The sequence below is a fragment of the Lachnoclostridium phytofermentans genome, assembly GCF_000733755.1.
Taxonomy (GTDB): Bacteria; Bacillota; Clostridia; order Lachnospirales; family Lachnospiraceae; genus Lachnoclostridium; species Lachnoclostridium phytofermentans_A.
In genome coordinates this window covers 1,679,170-1,697,957 of sequence record NZ_JPOF01000003.1, presented here as the reverse complement: position 1 = coordinate 1,697,957, position 18,788 = coordinate 1,679,170, and the positions used below count along the sequence as shown (strand labels likewise).

Annotated in this window: 28 protein-coding genes; 1 reads left to right on the top strand and 27 read right to left on the bottom strand. The window is 36.1% G+C overall.

Annotated elements, in window-relative coordinates; genetic code table 11:
- Positions 1–132: 132 nt before the first annotated feature.
- From CC92_RS0112900 to CC92_RS0112870, 7 genes are all read right to left on the bottom strand, one after another.
- A complete protein-coding gene (locus tag CC92_RS0112900; protein ID WP_029502499.1) occupies positions 133–1,416 on the bottom strand; it encodes a phage major capsid protein in 1,284 nt (427 codons plus the stop codon).
- A gap of 17 nt (positions 1,417–1,433) precedes the next feature.
- On the bottom strand, positions 1,434–2,024 hold the full coding sequence (locus CC92_RS0112895) for an HK97 family phage prohead protease (protein WP_029502500.1): 591 nt from the start codon (positions 2,022–2,024) through the stop codon (positions 1,434–1,436).
- A complete protein-coding gene (locus CC92_RS0112890) occupies positions 2,014–3,264 on the bottom strand; it encodes a phage portal protein (RefSeq protein WP_029502501.1) in 1,251 nt (416 codons plus the stop codon). The genes CC92_RS0112895 and CC92_RS0112890 overlap by 11 nt, the downstream gene beginning before the upstream one ends.
- Positions 3,265–3,268: 4 nt before the next feature.
- The gene (locus CC92_RS0112885; RefSeq protein ID WP_242841332.1) at positions 3,269–5,011 is read right to left on the bottom strand and encodes a terminase large subunit; all 1,743 of its coding nucleotides are present in this window, start codon (positions 5,009–5,011) and stop codon (positions 3,269–3,271) included.
- Complete coding sequence (locus CC92_RS0112880; RefSeq protein WP_029502503.1) at positions 4,995–5,309, bottom strand: hypothetical protein; 315 nt, start codon at positions 5,307–5,309, stop codon at positions 4,995–4,997. The genes CC92_RS0112885 and CC92_RS0112880 overlap by 17 nt, the downstream gene beginning before the upstream one ends.
- Positions 5,310–5,424: 115 nt before the next feature.
- On the bottom strand, positions 5,425–6,126 hold the full coding sequence (locus CC92_RS0112875; RefSeq protein ID WP_029502504.1) for an HNH endonuclease: 702 nt from the start codon (positions 6,124–6,126) through the stop codon (positions 5,425–5,427).
- Positions 6,126–6,998 carry a terminase small subunit gene (locus tag CC92_RS0112870; RefSeq protein ID WP_242841333.1) on the bottom strand — a complete coding sequence of 291 codons (873 nt, stop codon included), beginning with the start codon at positions 6,996–6,998 and terminating at the stop codon, positions 6,126–6,128. The genes CC92_RS0112875 and CC92_RS0112870 overlap by 1 nt, the downstream gene beginning before the upstream one ends.
- A gap of 507 nt (positions 6,999–7,505) precedes the next feature.
- Here CC92_RS0112870 and CC92_RS0112855 point away from each other — a divergent pair.
- Complete coding sequence (locus CC92_RS0112855) at positions 7,506–7,808, top strand: hypothetical protein (protein ID WP_029502506.1); 303 nt, start codon at positions 7,506–7,508, stop codon at positions 7,806–7,808.
- 362 nt (positions 7,809–8,170) lie between these two features.
- On the opposite strand, the gene CC92_RS0112850 is transcribed toward CC92_RS0112855, so the two are convergent.
- The 20 genes from CC92_RS0112850 to CC92_RS0112750 form a co-directional block, all read right to left on the bottom strand.
- Entirely contained in the window at positions 8,171–8,548 is a 378-nt protein-coding gene (locus tag CC92_RS0112850) for a DUF3307 domain-containing protein (protein ID WP_029502507.1), read from the bottom strand.
- Between the two features lie 17 nt (positions 8,549–8,565).
- The gene (locus CC92_RS0112845) at positions 8,566–8,919 is read right to left on the bottom strand and encodes a hypothetical protein (protein WP_029502508.1); all 354 of its coding nucleotides are present in this window, start codon (positions 8,917–8,919) and stop codon (positions 8,566–8,568) included.
- A gap of 47 nt (positions 8,920–8,966) precedes the next feature.
- Entirely contained in the window at positions 8,967–9,248 is a 282-nt protein-coding gene (locus CC92_RS0112840; protein WP_029502509.1) for a hypothetical protein, read from the bottom strand.
- Positions 9,249–9,319: 71 nt separating this feature from the next.
- Positions 9,320–9,577, bottom strand: a complete 258-nt coding sequence (locus CC92_RS0112835; protein ID WP_029502510.1) for a hypothetical protein — start codon at positions 9,575–9,577, stop codon at positions 9,320–9,322.
- 52 nt (positions 9,578–9,629) lie between these two features.
- Positions 9,630–9,896, bottom strand: a complete 267-nt coding sequence (locus CC92_RS0112830) for a hypothetical protein (protein WP_029502511.1) — start codon at positions 9,894–9,896, stop codon at positions 9,630–9,632.
- A 27-nt stretch (positions 9,897–9,923) separates the two neighbouring features.
- Complete coding sequence (locus CC92_RS0112825; protein ID WP_029502512.1) at positions 9,924–10,211, bottom strand: hypothetical protein; 288 nt, start codon at positions 10,209–10,211, stop codon at positions 9,924–9,926.
- A gap of 16 nt (positions 10,212–10,227) precedes the next feature.
- Positions 10,228–10,410, bottom strand: coding sequence for a hypothetical protein (locus CC92_RS0112820; protein ID WP_029502513.1), 183 nt, complete (start codon positions 10,408–10,410; stop codon positions 10,228–10,230).
- 18 nt (positions 10,411–10,428) lie between these two features.
- Positions 10,429–10,587 (bottom strand): hypothetical protein, encoded by a 159-nt coding sequence (locus CC92_RS22565; protein ID WP_155998325.1) that lies wholly within the window; start codon positions 10,585–10,587, stop codon positions 10,429–10,431.
- The gene (locus CC92_RS0112810; protein WP_029502514.1) at positions 10,584–10,874 is read right to left on the bottom strand and encodes a hypothetical protein; all 291 of its coding nucleotides are present in this window, start codon (positions 10,872–10,874) and stop codon (positions 10,584–10,586) included. The genes CC92_RS22565 and CC92_RS0112810 overlap by 4 nt, the downstream gene beginning before the upstream one ends.
- Complete coding sequence (locus CC92_RS22560; RefSeq protein ID WP_155998327.1) at positions 10,871–11,029, bottom strand: hypothetical protein; 159 nt, start codon at positions 11,027–11,029, stop codon at positions 10,871–10,873. The genes CC92_RS0112810 and CC92_RS22560 overlap by 4 nt, the downstream gene beginning before the upstream one ends.
- An 84-nt stretch (positions 11,030–11,113) precedes the next feature.
- Positions 11,114–11,518, bottom strand: coding sequence for a hypothetical protein (locus CC92_RS0112800; protein WP_029502515.1), 405 nt, complete (start codon positions 11,516–11,518; stop codon positions 11,114–11,116).
- A gap of 14 nt (positions 11,519–11,532) precedes the next feature.
- Complete coding sequence (locus CC92_RS0112795) at positions 11,533–11,961, bottom strand: hypothetical protein (RefSeq protein WP_029502516.1); 429 nt, start codon at positions 11,959–11,961, stop codon at positions 11,533–11,535.
- 15 nt (positions 11,962–11,976) lie between these two features.
- Positions 11,977–12,162 (bottom strand): hypothetical protein, encoded by a 186-nt coding sequence (locus CC92_RS0112790; RefSeq protein WP_029502517.1) that lies wholly within the window; start codon positions 12,160–12,162, stop codon positions 11,977–11,979.
- A 9-nt stretch (positions 12,163–12,171) separates the two neighbouring features.
- Positions 12,172–13,512: a hypothetical protein gene (locus CC92_RS0112785; RefSeq protein WP_029502518.1), complete on the bottom strand. Its 1,341-nt coding sequence runs from the start codon at positions 13,510–13,512 to the stop codon at positions 12,172–12,174.
- Positions 13,513–13,607: 95 nt separating this feature from the next.
- Positions 13,608–13,826 carry a hypothetical protein gene (locus tag CC92_RS0112780; protein ID WP_029502519.1) on the bottom strand — a complete coding sequence of 73 codons (219 nt, stop codon included), beginning with the start codon at positions 13,824–13,826 and terminating at the stop codon, positions 13,608–13,610.
- Between the two features lie 315 nt (positions 13,827–14,141).
- Positions 14,142–16,334, bottom strand: coding sequence for a PcfJ domain-containing protein (locus CC92_RS0112770; protein ID WP_029502521.1), 2,193 nt, complete (start codon positions 16,332–16,334; stop codon positions 14,142–14,144).
- Positions 16,324–16,875 (bottom strand): DUF7666 domain-containing protein, encoded by a 552-nt coding sequence (locus CC92_RS0112765; RefSeq protein ID WP_029502522.1) that lies wholly within the window; start codon positions 16,873–16,875, stop codon positions 16,324–16,326. The genes CC92_RS0112770 and CC92_RS0112765 overlap by 11 nt, the downstream gene beginning before the upstream one ends.
- Positions 16,876–16,878: 3 nt before the next feature.
- The gene (locus tag CC92_RS0112760; RefSeq protein WP_051650674.1) at positions 16,879–17,355 is read right to left on the bottom strand and encodes a hypothetical protein; all 477 of its coding nucleotides are present in this window, start codon (positions 17,353–17,355) and stop codon (positions 16,879–16,881) included.
- 1 nt (position 17,356) lies between these two features.
- Positions 17,357–17,821 carry an RNase H family protein gene (locus tag CC92_RS0112755; protein WP_029502524.1) on the bottom strand — a complete coding sequence of 155 codons (465 nt, stop codon included), beginning with the start codon at positions 17,819–17,821 and terminating at the stop codon, positions 17,357–17,359.
- A 13-nt stretch (positions 17,822–17,834) separates the two neighbouring features.
- Positions 17,835–18,701 carry a rolling circle replication-associated protein gene (locus CC92_RS0112750; protein ID WP_029502525.1) on the bottom strand — a complete coding sequence of 289 codons (867 nt, stop codon included), beginning with the start codon at positions 18,699–18,701 and terminating at the stop codon, positions 17,835–17,837.
- Between the last annotated feature and the right edge of the window lie 87 nt (positions 18,702–18,788).

The following is an 18,788-nucleotide window of genomic DNA, read 5'->3' as shown; positions in this document are numbered from 1 at the left end:
TTAACTGCTGCCCTAAAAACTCGTCAATAATGTCCGCTTTTAGTGATTTAGTAATGGTATACCCATTTTCAGCGGCTAGTTGTTTCATAGTCGCTATAGTTATAGCTTCTAGCTCCTCACGGGTATACCTTACTATTCCCCCGCTGCTGCCTTAACCATGTAAATAAGTCCCTTTGCCCCAACTAGGTTGTTCTTAGAATCTTTGCCAATTGGCATTTTTCCGTCTGCAATCATTAAGGACTTATGTACCCATTTATTCTTATCTTCATCAAAGTATTTCTTGTAGTACATTGCAAGATTACTATTTAGACAGTACTCTGATAAGTTTACCAGCACACCAAATACTCCTTCGGCTGCAACACTATCATAACTTGGAATTGTATCACTGCATAACACTTCACGACCATTTAAGATTCTCTGGCCTTTTTCATTGATTCTTCCAAGTCCAATTTTCTGACCGGTTGTATCAGTCATGGAGTTTAAGTACATCTCCCATGTCTGCTTATTCATAACATAAATTTCACCGTCTTCATACGCTTCTGTAAGTGCTGCTTCAACTCTTGCCCAGCCTTTTACAGTGCTGATATTAGTATCGTCAAAGGATATCTTCTGATTTGCCGGCAGTTCGTGTTTCGTGAAGCCTAACGGCTGTCCGGAACCAGTACCTGCCACTGCTGCCATTTCAATCGCCTTATACATTGCTTTCTTTAAGTTCTTAACAATTGTTGCTTCAAAAACTGGAAGTGATACAGTCGATGTCAATAAACCAACTGCTACCCTTGCTTCTAAAACATGATATGCAAATTGCAATTTTGCTTCCATCTTAGCTTTCTGTTCCTCTGATACAACGGATTCACTTTCTAACCATGTAGCTGTCGGATTAATCTCACTAATAGGAATTTGAATACCACCCTGGAAGGACGTTTGCGTAATTCTCGATATAATCTTACCTTCCGTTGTTAAGTCTTCAATTACCTTGTTTGAAATTGTAGTCGGAATGACTGCTGCCACATCACCAACTACAGTAAGTTCCGCTGCTCTGTTCTCTGCATGGAACTTTTCTGGAATAGGAGTACCTGAAACAACATAGTTCTTAAAAGCATTTCTGTATTCCATTGAACCATAGATATCTTCTTCAGAACCAGCATTCGCACTACGTCTGTTCTCAAATGTAGCTAAAGGATTCAAATTTCTGTTTTCTGGATTTTCTCCGCTTTCATCGCTCTTTCTAGCTGCCGGATCCTCGCCCTCTCCTCCATCCTTGATTAATCCCTCAAGCTGGGTGATCTGCATGTCATACTTTCTGATTTCAAGCTCAATTGCGTCAAGTGCTTCATTCGTTGCAGCATTTGTAATCTTTAACATTTCTGCATTTCTTTTTTCTCTTAACTCCTGTAACTGCTTTAACAAATTCATCTTTCTACCTCTTTCTTTTATTGATATTTTGCTTGCATTAATATTTTCCGTTTTCGCATTTCAAGGCTCTCCAGCTGCTTTAAATTACTCTCCAGCAATTCAAAACTTCTTGCGAATACAGAAGTTGTATCGTAAAACGGGGTATCCACCACGCTAACGTCATATAAACGGTTAATAGCCTTAACCTTTCGAATGGTTTCTTTTTCTCCATAGGACCATTCATCGCCCTGATCTGCAATAGTAAAAGAAAAAGACATACCATCAATCAATCTTTCCTGGATTGACTTGTATATGTCTCTATTGCTCTGTGTATCAATTAATTCTGCTCTGATTTTCAGTCCTACATCATCTTTTATGAGCTGCAGACTATTATTTCTGGTCCTGGCCATGATACACCAAGTATCATTATGATTATATCTTAATGGCACATCCTTCATATCTGTATTATCAAGGGCACCTCTTTGAATAACTTCTGTGAATTTTCTACTACCATTCTGGTGCGTAGCAGGTTGATCATATGTTATCGCATGCCCTTCTATAATCATCTTACCTTCGTCATTGTCAACTGCTCTGAATTCAATTATTCGCTGCTCACTTTTATTTTCCACCGTTTGTTTCCCCCTTTCCTTTTGTTTTTAAAAGCTGATATTCGTCTGCAATCTCACGATTAATATAATTAAGTGACTTATTCCTGACATCCCCACCTTCAAAAGGAGGATATCCAAATATACCGAGAATTTGATTATCCGTTAGTACACCGACTCTTGACAATATATCAACCGCTTTTATTTTGTTTGCCGTATTTGTAAACATAAGTCCCTGATTGTAACAAATAATCTCGTTCCCTAACTCCAGTTCCCGATTCGTGAACAGCACTTTGCTAATTACCCTGCCCAGGCTAATAATCATATGCTCAAGAGTTTTTTCATAAAAGGCCTGATATTCTTCTTCCGTAAATGTACCATTGTATATCGGTAATGAAACTCCACGATTTGCTAGCACTCTCGTTATGATGAATTCTACTGTATCTTTATCAATTACTTTCGGATCAATTGTGATTGGAATAAATTCTGTTTTTAAATCTGCTAACAATATGCCACTTTGGGCACTATTTAGTTTTGCTTCAAACTTTTCCCTCTCTTTTTCCTGAGTCCCATCATCCAGCATTGTATTATATTTCTGAATTCCTCTAATCCCAAGACTAGCCTTGACACCTTTATCGATTCCCTGTGTTATTGTATCATCTGCCTGTAAAAGCTTTAATTCTGCTCTGTTATCCGGCTGCCCATTCATATCACCACCTTTAAAATCATTCTCGGTATAGTCTTTCCTCCAATGAATGATATCTGAATAAGGCATCGTAAATTCATAACCACTGCCAAACTTTAGTTTTATCCACAGATTTCCATGCTCATCTTCCAGATACTCTTCCCCCACAGGGTTCAACGGATATAAACCTGTATAAATCCGCTTATATTTTCCATTTCCTAAGTCTTTTTTAGTAAAAGCCGGATAGATATAAGCATTTTTGTATTTTTCTCTTAAATAAACAACCTTGTGCAGAAAATCGGATGTTGTCATATACGGATTGGGTCCATACTTTAGCAATCGATTAATCTCGTCATTTACTTCTTCCTGAATACCAGTCCTTGGATCAATTCTTATATGCCTTGGATTCAATTTACTCATTTCAGTTGCTATACATCGTATCGCTCCGCTAACGATATCACTGACATATACATCGTTTCCAAAATTGCTGAATACGGGTGTTAACCCATTCATAACCTTGGCATAATGTAATTCTTTTTTATTCATCTGAAATGCCTTTATTAAGTCAAATAGTCCCACTTTTTCACCTCTGTCCTGCAAAATTTCTATAAGCCATCTCCATATACTCTTTCCGGTACCTATCTAAAGTTTCATAGCATATCAACATCGTAACAGCTCCGTCAATCTTCTTTTCATTATCGCCCTGGACTTTTACTGGCATTCTTAGGGTGCCGGCAGAATTCCATTTGACAGAAGTATTCTTCAAACATTCTATATCCATTGGATTTTGATTCATATTGACCATATCTGCTTTTAAATCTGCTTCTAATACGGTCATGGCATTTGATAAATCAAAACCTTGTGTTATTTTTTCCAATTCAAACCCGTAGCTCTCCATTTCATTCTTGAATGCCTTAGCCTGCCACTTGTCATACCCAGTCATATAAAGCTTTATTCCATATTTTTTATACAATGACACGAACCAGGTTACAATATCGGACTGATCCACTTCATTACCTTCACAGATGTACAGGTAGCCTGATTTCGCCCATTCTTCATATTGTTCATTCTCATGGACTTTGCAGGCCGGAAGGAAGTATTTACTGATAAAATATTTGTGACGTGTTATCGGATGATATATTAATACTTTCGCGTTAGTCAAATCACCTGTTTCAGATAAGTCTGCGCCACCAATTCCAATACAATTTCTCATTTCCTCCATGTCATATCTCAGATCATTTGCTATATCATTTTCACTCAGCCAGGCTTGTGCGTTATTCTGCTTAATATTATAATCCTTAGCAAGAACAAAAGCCTTAGTGCTGCTTGATGTTTGTGCTTCTGATATCATTCCACGTAAAAAAGACCATTTTTTTATCTTTCCTAAACCCGGATTGGATTTGTACCAGCTCTGCTCATCCTGCCATACTTCCTCTTCGCTATCCTGTGTATATAACCAAATTAGCCATCTAGGACGTTGCAATTCTCCATGAAGAACCTGCCTTGCATCAATTAAGCGAGTATCCAGGTACCCGTTGTTTGTAAAACCTTCTGTCGTTAACTCGAAGTATAGCGGTTCATCCTGTGTCGATAGTGCTTGTCTGATTGGCATTACTAGACTATTGTCTTCCATTTCGAATACTTCATCTACTGCTCCTACTGCAATGTTTCTTCCTTCTTTTGCTCCAGCCTTTGCAGATAGCTTTCGAATACTTCCTTTATTCTGGTAAGAAAACTTTCCGGTCTTTTTCTTTTTCTTCGGATTACCAAAGAACATTCCCTTTTGATTTCTTCTAGTTACCTTTTCAAGCGAAGGACTCTCCTCTCTCATTGCATCGATTGCCTGATACATAAGATCTGCCTGGTCATAATCATTTGATGCACACAGAATTTTCTTTCCCATCTCACCACAGAACCATTCAGATAGACAAATGGCACCGATCAGAGGAGTCTTACCGTTCTTTCTTCCCACTAAAAAAAGTACGTCCTGATATTTTCTAACGTACCTTCCAAGTTCATCATCATATATTTTTATAGCAAATATAGCTTCGATTAAAGCCTTTTGAAATAGTTCCAGTAAGAACGGCTTTCCAGCATAGGGTGCCTCTGAATGCTTGCACTTTGTTTCTATAAATTGGATACGCTTCTCTGAATCCTCATACTCAATCTTTATACGATTAATTTCCTGATAAAAAGGATCCGTTATCTCCTTGACAAGCATTTCGAGCTGCAGCATAAGTTCATGGCCAACAATTATATTGCCGCGCTCAATATCATGATAATACTGTAAGATGTTACTCCTACACGGACTACTCAAACTCTTCAAGGTCGTCTTCCTCATCTCCTATGTTCTTGCCAAGTATATTGGATAACTTAGCAACATAATTCAGATAGTTGGCCCTTGTTCTTACAATAAGTTTTGAAACAGGAAGTTCCTTTTGCATTGACGGGTTAGACGGATTGACCTTGACCAGTCCTGTTTTCCTAACTATCTGGTGTAAGGTATCAAGTTCTGTCCTTAGTCTAGCGCACTCCCAAAATGCACCCTCCAACAATTTGATTTGTAATTCGTCACACCCTTCGAAAAGTGCTTTAATTCTTTGGTATTCTTTTTCAACTTCCAAGTTCTCACCAACTTTCCAGATCTTTCTTCAAAAAAGTCAAAATTCTAGTCTCAATAGAAACTGCCTTGGCTATATCGGTCTTGTTACGTTCCGTATCATTTTGATACTGGGGGGGTCATTTCGAAAAATGAAAAAACCATTCTTCGATATACTGGCTCCATTCCTTGAAGTGACCATGCCTATAATCGAAAGTATTCTCTAATCTTTTAAGACACTCTTCTTTCGGTACCTCTAGTAAAACAATCTCTGCACCTAACTTATTAGCGAGCTGCTCCCTTTCCACCTTGTTCGGATAACCTCCTATAATCCAGGCACTCTTAAAATCTCCGTATCTTGTCTTCACATTATCAATTAATAGATTCTTAATACCAAAGACATTGTACTTTAGATTGTCCGGCTTGTTATATTTTTCTTTAAAACTTATAGCCTCGAAGAGTCGATCCATATCTATTACCATATCACCCGTTGATATGTTTTGTTCCACATATGTATGCTTTCCTGCCAATGGTGGTCCACATACAATGTAAATCCCTCTCTCTTTCTTCCTGGCACCACTGCAAAAGCGACCATGTATTTTATCATGACACACCTTATGTACCATCATAACATTATCAGGATTTAGCGATATCAACTTATTTTGATAGTTCTGCTCAGTCAATTCGGTAATGTGATGGATATGAATATCACTAACACTAAAGATTAACCCCTTGCACTCTTCACATACAAACCCTTCCTTGCTTCTATCCTGAATTATCATTTCCCTAAACCGAATCCATTCTTTCGAGCAATAGAAATTATGCAGCACCCCTGAACTCATTAAAAATCATTCCTTTCAAATTCTTTTTTACGTAACTCAAGTTTTTCTTCTTCTACTTTTACCTTGCTTCTAAGCGAGTCAATTTTCGCTTTCTGTTCCTCTGTTGCCATATTCAAATGATCTGTAAGCCACTGCAGTGCTTTCATTCTATCCTCAAGCTTTATGCTAAATCCATTCTTTCCTTCTTTAAACTCACGAATTATACTACCGTCTATTTCTTCACTATTATTAAAATCTAAATAATTAACATTCTGATAAACAATCCTGCCTTGTTCATCCTTTCCAATTGGTACATCACGTTTTCCAAAGCTAATGAATTCTGTGATATCTGAAAACGCTATATCCATATATTTTTGGAATATATCATCAGGTGATAACATAGCACGATTAATGCGATTTTGCTTAAGTTTAGAAATAGTGACTTGAATGTTAGTTTGTGCTAGTAATTTGCTTCCATTTACCCTTGCTGTATTAGAACTACAATTATACGCCTTTTTGTATGCCTTTGTAGCATTAAAAAATTGTATGAAATAAATACAGAATAGCATTTGCTTTTCATTCAGTTCGTCAGATTCTCTTATATCATTTATCTCTTTTTCAAAAGTAGTGTCATTCTTTATTTCATCCCAAGAGATATAATCATAAGAAGCCTTACTCGAATCATTTTTCGAATTCTTATCCTTTTTATTCTCCTTTTCAACTTTAGATTCCCATTCATCTAACTTTTTCCACTTTGAAATAGTCTTAGGATCTTCGCTTAGAATATCAGCAATTTCTTTATTTGATATTTTTCCTTGATGCCTTTTATATATTTTAAAAGCTTTTTCTCTATTAGGGCTTCTTGGCCTTGCCATATCACCACCTCTTATCAAAATTATGCTTAATCGGGATGATGAGACTTGAACTCACAACCAACTGCATTTAAGACAGGTGCTCTCCCATTGCGCTACATCCCTATAAAAAAGGCAACCGTGATATCTTAATCACTGCTGCCTTTGTTGCTCTATTATATAATTCTTTATGCCAATACTACTCTGCTACCTACTCCGAGGTTTTACTTGGGTAGCTTATGTAATATTGGCTATCTGGGACCATCTCTATTCCATTGACCTGCTGCCTTGTTGGCTTTACCCTCGGAATCAAATGCTGGTCTTGTTTTCTTTTCTTTAATCCATTCTATACATTCAATTTTTAGGATTATCATGTTATCACCATCTTTCGGAATGAGCCTACGTGTGCGCTACGTAGGCTCTGGAGGACTAAGAATAGATTTATCAACCATGTATCTATACTTCACTATCTGTAGTCTATCACAAAATTTCGTAACAAACGTAACATTTTATTTTTCTTGTGTTATACTAACACTGGAGGTGCATCTTATGCCATTCTATGAACAACCTAAAACTCATAAAATAGAAATCGATTATGAAAAGTATCAGACCATTGCTGTGTTTACTTATACCGATTCGGAAGGAAGTTCAACACCTCTCAAGATTAAAATTGATTTACCTGACGAATCTCGTGTTACGGTACCAGTTGATAGTGTACGACTTACGAAAGAACTACATGGGCGAACTTTGTATAACTGCTATGTTACTCTTAACGGCCGTAAACAACTAATTGATATCATCTACTACAAAGAACAAGGTCTTTGGGTTACTTCCAAAATAAACAGCTACTAACCATATCGATTAGTAGCTGTTTTTTTATTTCCTTGCTTCGTATTCCCCGGAATCATTTCTACTTATCTTTCCAGTGTAACTATGCTTAGTGCAAAACTCCTGTAATTAATCATTTAACCCCATAATCTCCCTCTTATTCTATTTTATAATAGCTCCCAATTTTTTAGCATTGGCTCCAGTCTACTGTACGGACACCATGTATTACTTGCTGTGTCGCACACACATAAACAAGGTGTTGGTTTTTTCATACCATTTCCAGTCACCAGCACACATCTTGTTTCGATGTCATATACTCTACCATTAATAAAACCTTCGGAATCTTCCCCGATATATCTTGCCTTAATTTCGAACACCTCCTTAAATTAGTTTAAATAACAAACCCATGTCCAAAGTATTTGTAACATATGAATTGATTGGTCTTGAATAAGATTGATTTTCTTTTTATTTGCTTTCATATCATCAACAACCATATGTATAAGTACATTTCCCATAAATAATATTGGATACCATTTACCGCCAAATAATACAATATATAGTGTAGGAACTAATGTAATCATATATGCCCAACTAAAACTATGCATAAATAAAGCAATAATATAATCATGCTTATATAACTTATCTGGTGCATTTTTTTCCCACCAAGATTTTTGTTTTGCGGATGCTAACCAACCTTGCAAATAGTAATCATCAACAATATGGAGAAATATCATTGATAACAATATCATAATTTTAATATTCATTTTTATCCTCCTAGAATTTAGTTTACAGATATATCTATTTTAGTAAACAAAGATAATGGAAACATATCAGTTGCCTTTCCTATATTTTTGGGAAAATCTTTATAGAATAGTTTTATTGCTTCTTTTGCTTTTAAAATATCACTAGGTGTCATTCCAGTATCTTCATATTCACCCAACGAATCAACTACATCGAATATGTTTACATTATTTAGATCATTATCTTTAGCAACTAGTCCATACTTACTACCAACTGCCGTAATGCCGTCTTGTGCTTTAATTGTTTTTCTTTGTATTTCATCTGTTCTTGATACTCCGTTAGATAGATTTTCAAATAATTCTTTAATCCAGTTATCTATATTTACGTTATCCATACTTACCTCCTATAATCTTAAGTTACCTCGGTAACTTTCAGTTTAAATTAGTTACGTTTCCACCACTCTGTTGCAATTTCTCTATGCTCTTCCCACATATAATCATGGAAATCTTGCCATCCCATACCATCCGACCAATCATAGTCTTTATTGCTAAATGCTTCATCTACATAAGGTTTGCATCTGTCACAATTTCTCCAATCATAGATATAATCTTCCTTATAGGTAGCATAGACATATTCTTCACCAATGTTTATAATCTTATCGCAAAAATCACATTTATGTTCTTTTCTTGCTTTTAGTCGCTTAGGCTCTTTTAACGTTACCAACTCATTACTCCTTTCTGCTCTACTTAGTTAACTATTAATTCCTCACCGTGAGGAAAATTTAGTTTAGTGAACTAATGTTCATCGTAACTAAATCCAGTACCTGGCTCATACCACGCTGCGTCTAGCTGATTAAATGCAAACCACGTAATATCAAGTACATCATAGTTATCAAGAACTTTCATATTTTCGATATCTGCTTCATCTGCACCAAGTTCTTTTAATACTTCACAATTTTCATCTGAATTCTCTATGAGAACATATTCACATTCCCCACCACTGCATGAGTCGTCTATTACTTTTAACTCATTTAAAATCGATAATTTATCCATAATATTTCCTTTCTATTTTTTATAGGCTACATCTTAATTGTGAAATTTCAGCTTACCTAACAAAGCCATATAACTCTTGAAGTTGTTCTATAAGTTCAACCTTTGCAAGAAGTCCCTCTCTCTTTACTCTTGCAGATATAAATTGCTCTCTTCCATGTTCGTCTGGAATAATTGCATTTGGATAGCCTGCAATATCACCATGAGCTTGTTCGTTATTCTTATATCCGCGCTCAAACATTTCAATTTGTTCGGTGCAATGTTCTGCTCTTTCTATGTACATCACTTTTTGCTCTTCAAAAAAATCAGTAATATCTTTCACGGTTATTCCTCCTTAATTATAGTTTTATTAAGTGGTCATATGTTTACATTCACAAGCTGGCTTTTCCATTTCTTTCAGGATTTCATTGAATCTTTTCTTACTCATGTTGTTTTGCAAGAAGGATGCTTTAACTAGATCCATATCTCTTACGTAATCTTTTAACACTTCTTCTGCTTCATGTTTTGCCTGTTCGATAGCTTTTTCAATACAGAGATTTACATACTCTTCATCTGTCATGTTATAGTCCGTTATGCAATCAGTAATTGATGAATGTCTGCATAACAAACCATTAGGTTGTCTTGCTATAAAACTCATATTAACCCCCTTAATTTCAGTTTACACACTCAACTTCAAGATATAATTCTTTGTAATATCCAACACGTTCCTCTGATGATATATCAATCACTGCTTTAATTGGCATATCATCATTGCTTGTAATATATACCATCATATCGCTAGGTAAATCCTCAATAAACTCTTTTAATTCTCCTACTGTTAATGTGTCTTTACTCATTCTCTATCTCCTTAATTATTAATTTAACTCACCTATAGTTAACTCATTGCAATCATTAAATAATGAATCGGCTGGTATATCTCCCTCATACGTTTTTAACACTACAATGCTATCTTTTGTTAAGCAACCATCTGAAATATTTTCATGAATATATTCCAATAATTCACCTACTGTCATTCTTCCACGCTCCAATCTATCGCTTGACCACAGTTAAAACAGTAATGGTCTCCTACAGGATCACTTGCTAAGTAACACTTACATACAGGGCACTTGTTGCCTACTCTATCTATTTTCTTTGGTACCTGCTTATATAGTGCTTTCCCTGCTGAAAAAATAGCCTGAAGAACTAGATTTACCGTGTCTATATCTTTTATTTTGATACCTCTTGCAAGTGTAAAAGAATACCTTCTAAGTATTTCCTCTGCATCTTCTGGTAGTAATACTTCTTTCTCTATATCGCTCATTCTTCCACCATACTTTCCTTAGTCGTGCATACCTCACCCTTAATTATCCTTACTGGGATGTTAACAAACTGCATTACACCATTCTTGTAAGGCATCACTGGATTGTTGTTAATGCTTTCTGCATCATATATTCTTGGACTTATTTCTTTTCTCACCTTCTACCTCCTTTTGATATAACACTGCAACGCATGCTTAATAATTTGACTTTCCATATATTGATTCATATCTGCTGCCTCTCGCTACTTTAGCCTAGAGTTAATGTATCGGTGATATGCTACCTTTACATTTCCCTCATTGTTATTTCCACCCATCTTTGATGCTATCTTGTTCCAGCTTAACAGGTTAACATTACGAAGGTATACTATTTGTCTCATCCAACTATCTTCAATGGTAGCTAAGAAGTCATAGACCTGCATTTCTTTCTTTCGAAGTTCAATAATTTTCCCTTCAATAATTTTTGTTGTTTCAGCAATATCTACAGCTAGTCTACCGACTTGATCCGATGTTGTACCACTTCCAGTTGGCATCCCTGTCAACTGCTGCCCCTTGACCAATGACTTGTACCTTAGTTCTCTTAATTCATCCTCGTAAACTTCAATTTCTTTCTTTATGTAGTAAATCTGCTTTAAGTCTCTCTTTGTCATCCAGTTCCTCCTGTCTACGCTTCTTCTGTCATTTTTACTGTGTTAGTACGCTCCACCTTGATTTTCCCCTTATAATTCTTACAAAGCTTCGCTTTTACTCCTTGTCCAAGGTCAATGGAAATACTCTCAAGCTTGTTATCAATGAGTAAATCTACTGTATTTCTCATAAGCCCTACTGCTTCCTGATTAACTGGCTCTTTTTTGTTTTCGAAAAGAAGAGAGATTTTCTTATTAGCATTCTCATGCCAATACTTCTTGCGAGTATATTCTTTCGCATCTTCACAATCGCACTTCTCGGTTGCAAGTTCATGGCAACGATCTTCATCCCAGTCAATGATTGTTTCTATCTTCATTAGTTGACCACAGCACTTACATGCTCCCTGTTGGATTATGGTTCCAATCAAACCTTCCCTTTTGGCTTCCTCTACTTCATGCTTTAACATTTCACTTCTCCTCTCTTATAAAAAATATTCATATATTTTATCATCTGCAAACTTAATTAATGCTGGATTACATGACATTACACAGCCATCTTCCAACTCCACTATTGCATTTCCATCCTTGGTAAATATGTGGAATAATGCTTTCTTCATTTCTCCACATATAGCTACATAGCAAGGTCTTAACTCTTTAATAACAGCCATAACGCCTCCTTAATGTGTTTGTGTAAACCACTCCATCCAACACTTTGAACATGCATCTTCACAATATTCTTCATCTTTCCGGCAGATATTCATTCCAGTAGGGCAATATCCAACATCTTGCGCTCTTTTTGCTAGTTCTTCCGCTGAGCTACTTCGAATCCATTCCAAATTAGTTTTATAAGCATCTTCTACTTCACCAGTAACATTTTCAATCTTGGTTTCAACTATATCCTCTGTAGGTTCATCCGGTAAGTGCTCTGCGCCCTGTTCTTGTTTCTCCTCAATGTTTTCTACTAGAGACTCCGCTTCTTCGGGTCCTTGAGGTTCGATTACCTCTTGTTCTGCTTCATTTTCTTCTTTATTTTCTGTTTCTTCTTGTTCCTCTTCTTCCGCAGTTTCATCCTCTATATTTTCTTCACTGTTTTTGGCTTGAGTGCTAGTGTTTTTCTGTGATTGCGCACTGCGCAACTCTGTTTTTTTCTCCTCGATTACTTCTTCAGTTCCATACTGTTTTAACCAGGCATCTTCCACCGTAAAATCAAACAAATTCTTGATTGTTTCTAATGCTTCTTGATAGGTAACATTGATGTACTGTGTTTGGCCAAACTTGGTGTACTTGATTCCCTTCGTTAAATCGAAGAAGAAAACAAAATAAAAACCAGTTCTCATGGTGTAATTTTCATTCGGATTGAGGACTTCCACCACACGCTCCATATTTACTTCATTTTCGCTACTTACAATCTTCTGCAACTCCAATAACTGGCCATGCCTCTGTTTTTGCTTTCCTGCTTCTTTAAAAAAGTAAAGGAGTATCTTTTCTAGGTCTGAAAACTCTTTGATGTGTTCTTTCTCTGCTTCCACTACCTGTTTTGGTACTTCTGTCTCCAGATCGGTTACTTGTTCCTCATCTTGCTCTCCCTGGACAGTGTTCTTTATGTACTTATCCTCTTCTTTTCTATAATTTTTCAACTCTCTAATGTTATCTCTATTACAGTTATCCACATTATCAACGAACAACTCACAGTCTTGCTCTGTTAGATTCAGCATTTCTTGGAGCATTCCAACTCCTACGCCGGAATACTGTGGTAAGAGTTCCTGCCCTGCTCCCTCTACCGTAAATTTTCGACTAATACCCATAAAGCGGTTGGTTGTGCTGCGTGAGATTCTATACTCACTGTTAGCAAATTCATAGATGGTATTATATCCATCCTCTCTAAACAACTCCTGCTCATAAATCTGTCTTAGTTGGTACCCGATCACTAAGAAGGATTCTGTTGCTTTAATCATTCCCTCCTTAATGCTTGCTTTTCTTTCTTGATATGTCATGTTTGTAAAATTAATCTCATTCATTGTTCCCCTTTCCCCCGGAGCGCACCAGCTCCGGGCAGACCCTGATATGTTGTATCGAATAAGGTATATGTGTGATATGTAGGTGCCTGTGTTTACTAGCAGATTCTCTTCTCTATCTCCAATCTGCTAAAGCATTCTCGGATTTTATCTCCTTCTGCTGTCAATTTATATGCTAAAACAAAGTGTTGGTACTCTTTAATTACTGTGAAGATTTCTCTTGGCTTTTCTTTATCCTCTTTTCCATCCTCTTTTACTACCATTAACTTAAATTTATCTCCTGCTTGATATTTTGTCTTTTTCAATGTTCTAAGCATTAATACAATTTACCTCCCATTAGCTTTCTGATGATGTCCATTCTCAAGTATTTTCCTTGATGGCTATACACTCTTTTGAAATGTTGATCGAGGTACTTTTCTTTCACATCTAACTTGTCCGCTATTTCTCTTAATGTATAATGAGTGTTAGTGAAAAGTTGCATTAGTTCATTCTGCAGTTCTCTTTTTAACTGCAAATCTACTTCTCTGTTTCTATGAGGTCCGTTCATCCCTTCATGGTCGTCATAACCTCTATAGATTTTATAGTTAAGAGGAAAATCTAGTCCTCCTTGGGACCGGAATACGATATGATGTTTATGCAACGATGTATTCCCCCTCTCTACTCTCAACATCTGCTTCCATCAAATCAGCTTCTAGTATTTCAACTAATAGTTTTCCAGCAAGATGCCCTCCTCTTATCTTTACCTTTTTCAATCTTAATTCCTCAAACTCTTTAACTCTTAGATTTGCACTCTCTGTAGCTAATTCAGCATCTTTCATATTCATATTTTTTTGAATCTCTCGCTGCCACTTTTCTAAAAACTTCTTCGCTTCTTTAAAGTCAGGATTTTGCTTATCTCCGACAGTCCTCTTTTGTCTGATGGTCCCTTTCGGTTCAACTTCGAGAGTGTAATATGGTTTATCAATTTCTTCTGTTTTTCTAAGAAACATAATGAATGATTCTTTTCTCTCGATTCTATCAAAGTAGATATCATGTCTGTCTAAGCAGTGACCTAATATTTTACCTTCATAAATGATATCTTCAATTTTCTGAGGTACTATTACTGCATACTTCTTATCAACAAATTCATATTTTTCTTTTACTTCTCTACAGATTGCATCAACATTAGGAAACTCTTCTGCAATCTCTGCTGCCCTTTTTGCTATCTCTACATCTCCACATAAGGAAACTACAATGTTATGGCTTTGTATAAGGTCCTTAGGCTTGTATATCAATTCTTGTTTAACATCCATTTTCAGACGATTGGCCATGCTCAAGTAATCCTGCCATGTTGAAATAAGTTCTATAATCTTTCTACCATTTAATCTGTATTGCTTTTTTAAGTAGTTAGCTATCTTTACTTCTGACATTCTATCTCGTATGAATGAGATACTATCTGGCTCAATCTTTTCAGCTTCAAAGAATTTCAAAACTTCATCGGAAACTATTTTATTGCGATTTTTTTCATCTCTTAACCACTTTATATAAATATTTCCTCCGTTGTTCTCTCTAAGTCTTTTCATTCTTTGCTTATCAATCAGTAATGCTTTGCTAAGTTCACCAACCGAAGTATGGAAATTATCTAAACAAAAAGTACCTTTCATGACTTGATATGCTAATCTTGTTAATCCTGCTTTTGCTAGTTGTTCCAGATAAGGCTTACCCCTTAGGCTGTTGATATAAGTTTCCGGATCCAGCTTATCCATATTCTTAACCATCTCATATAATCCACTTTTTCTAAGAATATCTTTCGATAGACTCGGAAGCGTTTTTCCATACACTTTTCCAGCATAATCACCGTAGTAGCTTGAATAATAGTAATTGCTACGTTCATATCCTTTTATCCAACGCATTTCTGTATTCTTGTAATCACCAAAGTAATAATTTTTTGAGGAGTAATACTCGTTATAAATGGTTCTTCTTCTCTCAGAAGCATAATTTTCTACTGGTTTTTTATAAGAACCTTTCATGTAACGTCTGTGACCTCTGAATTCTCTAATAACAAAACCATCATCACACTTTTGAACTAGATACATATACTCTTCAGGTGAATAGAAATTCCCTGTTTTTCCAATGGACTTAAAGGTAACTTCATGGCCACAGCACTTACACTTACCAATCATGTTATGTTTCACCTTTGCGATTGGAACATCCTTTTCACACCATGAACAATATCCTGTCTTAGCTCCGTTTCTTTGGTATTCGTAGAAAATATAATTGCTCGTGATTCCTACTTTTTCTACCCACTTATTCCAATCTTTTGGTAATTCTGGTACCTCATCCATGTCTAAATCCCATGGATTTGTTTCACGCTTATGTTTTTTCTTTAATTGATCTGCTCGTACATTTAACTGGTAATCAAGGATTCCTTTAAACCCTCCGCTAGTTACTTTCAGTAGATTCTTAATACTTCTATTGCATTCAGCGTTAACAAACTTTCCCGAGTGATAAACATATTCTGGCCACTCCAGCATATCAAGTTTTGCATTCCTCCATGATTTAAGAGACACATCGTAAGTTATAAATTCACCGGATTCGTAGTTTATAAACAATTCATATACTGGTTCTTTAATACCTACTCTCATTCTATCCGCTAAGAAGAATGCTATCTTAAAAATTCCTCCTAGATTTTGTCCTCGCATATAAACGCCATTTTTATATGATTCAACCAGTTTCTTATAATAGCCTCCTGTACTAACCCTTTTTGGTACATCTATTCCAGCTTTTTGCATCATTTCTTTCGTTGCATATAACTTTCTTAACTTTTTAAGTTCTTCAATCTTCAAAGTCCTGTACCATCCCTTCCACCGAATACCACTGATTCGGAATATATTCATTACCATCAATCGTGAAAAAAGAAATTTCTTCAATTTCATGGCATTCAATGCATTCTTTAACTAATCCAATTACCTGACCTTTGTTCCCTTTTGCAATTGGATTTTTTCCTCTCACTATCAAGAATGCTTCTGTATTACCTATGGCCGTATCTTTTTTGACGTATCTGTTCCAAATCATATATGGATGAACGGTCATATAAATTATGCTTTCTAGAACAAAGTCTGCGATAGACAGTTTTTTTATTAACTTCATCTCAGTACATGAAACTTTACTGTCTATTCCATCTTCATTAATATCACCTGCTGCCTCTACTATGTAGTAAACTGATTTTTCCCAATTCGGATAATACGTTAGACAATCAAGAGGATTCTCTGCACAATGGAATCCATTGCTCCTGCAGTTTGCCTCCTTCGTTCTATGGATTTTATTTATTTCAAATTGATAACCTCTACACTTTAAATCAGCATCAAACCCTTTATAAGCCTTCATACTCTACCTTTCATAGTACATTCTTAACATCTGATAAACTGTAGAAGGTGCCATATATACACTCACAACCTCTACTCCTTTATCACTCCGCTTTGGAGGATTTAATATTTTTTTCTCTGCTTCCTTACGAATTTCATTGACTGCTTCTACCAGTCTCTTTCCTTTCTTTCTTACACAGATTGCTAAGTTTTCTTCTATGCAATGTGATTGCAGATAATCTGCCATAGCTCTCAAGGAATCAATTATTAAACTATTTTCTTTTTCAGCTTCAACCTCGACTGCCAATTTACCAATTGCTGCGGTCATGTTATCAACCAAATTAGGAATCTCTCCATTTAGAAAAGCTTCTGCAAACATTTCATCGATTCCATTCTCTTTTGCTAATGCAATCAACGATTCTCTATCGCCTTGGTTTTTTTGTCCTTCTGCTGCCTTGTTGATTTCTTCTGCGCTTGAAAACTCTCCAAATAATTCAAACATACTAATCCTCCTTTTTATCTTCCTCATATTCCACTATTGCTTTATCAAGCATTGTTCTTAGCACTGCTGTGTAAGCATGGGTTCGCACTAACTGAGGTATAATATTATGTTCTTGCGCTAACTCTACAAAACGTAACCACAAATCTTTATTCTTTATTTCTTTATTTCTGACTCTCCATCCGTTCTCGATCCAGGTTATATACCTCCCTTGGTCCAAAGTCTCCATGACGTAAGAGTTATTACAGTAGATAACAATCTCTGATTCTTTAGTAAATCTCTCTAAAGCTTTATTAATAGCAATTATTGCTAAGCGGTTCTTAGTTGTTTCCTTTACTCCTCCAATGATTTCTCTTGTTGCAATTTCTCCATTGGAGCATGTTGTTTCCAGGACCACATAATACTTTCCTTTTCCGCATGCAGGGTTTCCGTTATACTCGGTTTCTATGTAAATTCTAACTTCGCCCATTGCTCTACCTCCTTCAAATCAGCAATCTCATTCTCGCTCTCAGATAAAAACCTCCTACTATGTCGGAGTAAAATACCTCACAATCATTCATGATGTATTTATCTCGATATAGCTTTTCAAACATCTCTCTCCACTTATCCGGTTGCAAAGCCATCTTCTCAGCCTTTCTCTTTGTAACCCTGGTAACAGCTTCATAAACCTTTGGTTTTTTCAGATTCCGGGAAGAGTACCATCTTTTCTTACCTTTTTTCCCTTTAATGAGGTATGTAGCTATACCCTCTAATCCAAAGTCATCGGGTTGTAATCTCTTAGCTTCCACTCTTCCTTTCTTCCACAGGTCCTCTGCTGCATCTCTATCCATACCACTCATGATGATATGATGATGGATCCTTATCTTTCTTGTACGTGCCGCTTCCTCCGGTTCCAAGAATTCAATAACATAGATATACTTCATATCCGGTAATCCATGTTTCTTACGATATGTTTTTACCCTTCGGATATAGTTCTGCATATCTTGCTTTGCTCTCTTCTCCGTAGGATATGTCCTATCCGTATATGTCAACGTGACCATTAAGTCCTTTTCAGAGAAGTTTGTATTTACCAACCTAACAATTTGTTTACGTGCATTCTTATCATTAAGGTTTTTCATAGATTCCTTACTTTCTTTTTCCTTATCCTTTCTTGGTACCTCACACGATTTCTCATAGACTGGATACAATTCACTCTCAACCATCTTTCCGGATACTATCGTTTTCAGTTTGTACTTATACTTTACTTTTCCTCTTCTTAACCTTTCGATTCTCTCCTCTTGTTCCTCTTTACCCAGTACCGATATATCATAAATCTCTTCATAGTCGTAATCCTTATATTTCACTAGCACTTAATCCTCCTATCGTCGTTAAGATAATACCCATTACGAGGTAGAATAAGAGGCAATTATGGCCTCAATCTAATTGACAGATTTTAG

What these genes read in the sequence shown, in the direction of transcription:
- CC92_RS0112900 (WP_029502499.1), bottom strand. Translation starts at nt 1,416, where the DNA reads ATGAATTTGTTAAAGCAGTTACAGGAGTTAAGAGAAAAAAGAAATGCA.
- CC92_RS0112875 (WP_029502504.1), bottom strand. Translation starts at nt 6,126, where the DNA reads ATGAGTTCAGGGGTGCTGCATAATTTCTATTGCTCGAAAGAATGGATT.
- CC92_RS0112855 (WP_029502506.1), top strand. Translation starts at nt 7,506, where the DNA reads ATGCCATTCTATGAACAACCTAAAACTCATAAAATAGAAATCGATTAT.
- CC92_RS0112850 (WP_029502507.1), bottom strand. Translation starts at nt 8,548, where the DNA reads ATGAATATTAAAATTATGATATTGTTATCAATGATATTTCTCCATATT.
- CC92_RS0112845 (WP_029502508.1), bottom strand. Translation starts at nt 8,919, where the DNA reads ATGGATAACGTAAATATAGATAACTGGATTAAAGAATTATTTGAAAAT.
- CC92_RS0112835 (WP_029502510.1), bottom strand. Translation starts at nt 9,577, where the DNA reads ATGGATAAATTATCGATTTTAAATGAGTTAAAAGTAATAGACGACTCA.
- CC92_RS0112825 (WP_029502512.1), bottom strand. Translation starts at nt 10,211, where the DNA reads ATGAGTTTTATAGCAAGACAACCTAATGGTTTGTTATGCAGACATTCA.
- CC92_RS0112820 (WP_029502513.1), bottom strand. Translation starts at nt 10,410, where the DNA reads ATGAGTAAAGACACATTAACAGTAGGAGAATTAAAAGAGTTTATTGAG.
- CC92_RS22565 (WP_155998325.1), bottom strand. Translation starts at nt 10,587, where the DNA reads ATGACAGTAGGTGAATTATTGGAATATATTCATGAAAATATTTCAGAT.
- CC92_RS0112810 (WP_029502514.1), bottom strand. Translation starts at nt 10,874, where the DNA reads ATGAGCGATATAGAGAAAGAAGTATTACTACCAGAAGATGCAGAGGAA.
- CC92_RS0112800 (WP_029502515.1), bottom strand. Translation starts at nt 11,518, where the DNA reads ATGACAAAGAGAGACTTAAAGCAGATTTACTACATAAAGAAAGAAATT.
- CC92_RS0112795 (WP_029502516.1), bottom strand. Translation starts at nt 11,961, where the DNA reads ATGTTAAAGCATGAAGTAGAGGAAGCCAAAAGGGAAGGTTTGATTGGA.
- CC92_RS0112790 (WP_029502517.1), bottom strand. Translation starts at nt 12,162, where the DNA reads ATGGCTGTTATTAAAGAGTTAAGACCTTGCTATGTAGCTATATGTGGA.
- CC92_RS0112785 (WP_029502518.1), bottom strand. Translation starts at nt 13,512, where the DNA reads ATGAATGAGATTAATTTTACAAACATGACATATCAAGAAAGAAAAGCA.
- CC92_RS0112780 (WP_029502519.1), bottom strand. Translation starts at nt 13,826, where the DNA reads ATGCTTAGAACATTGAAAAAGACAAAATATCAAGCAGGAGATAAATTT.
- CC92_RS0112765 (WP_029502522.1), bottom strand. Translation starts at nt 16,875, where the DNA reads ATGAAGGCTTATAAAGGGTTTGATGCTGATTTAAAGTGTAGAGGTTAT.
- CC92_RS0112760 (WP_051650674.1), bottom strand. Translation starts at nt 17,355, where the DNA reads ATGTTTGAATTATTTGGAGAGTTTTCAAGCGCAGAAGAAATCAACAAG.
- CC92_RS0112755 (WP_029502524.1), bottom strand. Translation starts at nt 17,821, where the DNA reads ATGGGCGAAGTTAGAATTTACATAGAAACCGAGTATAACGGAAACCCT.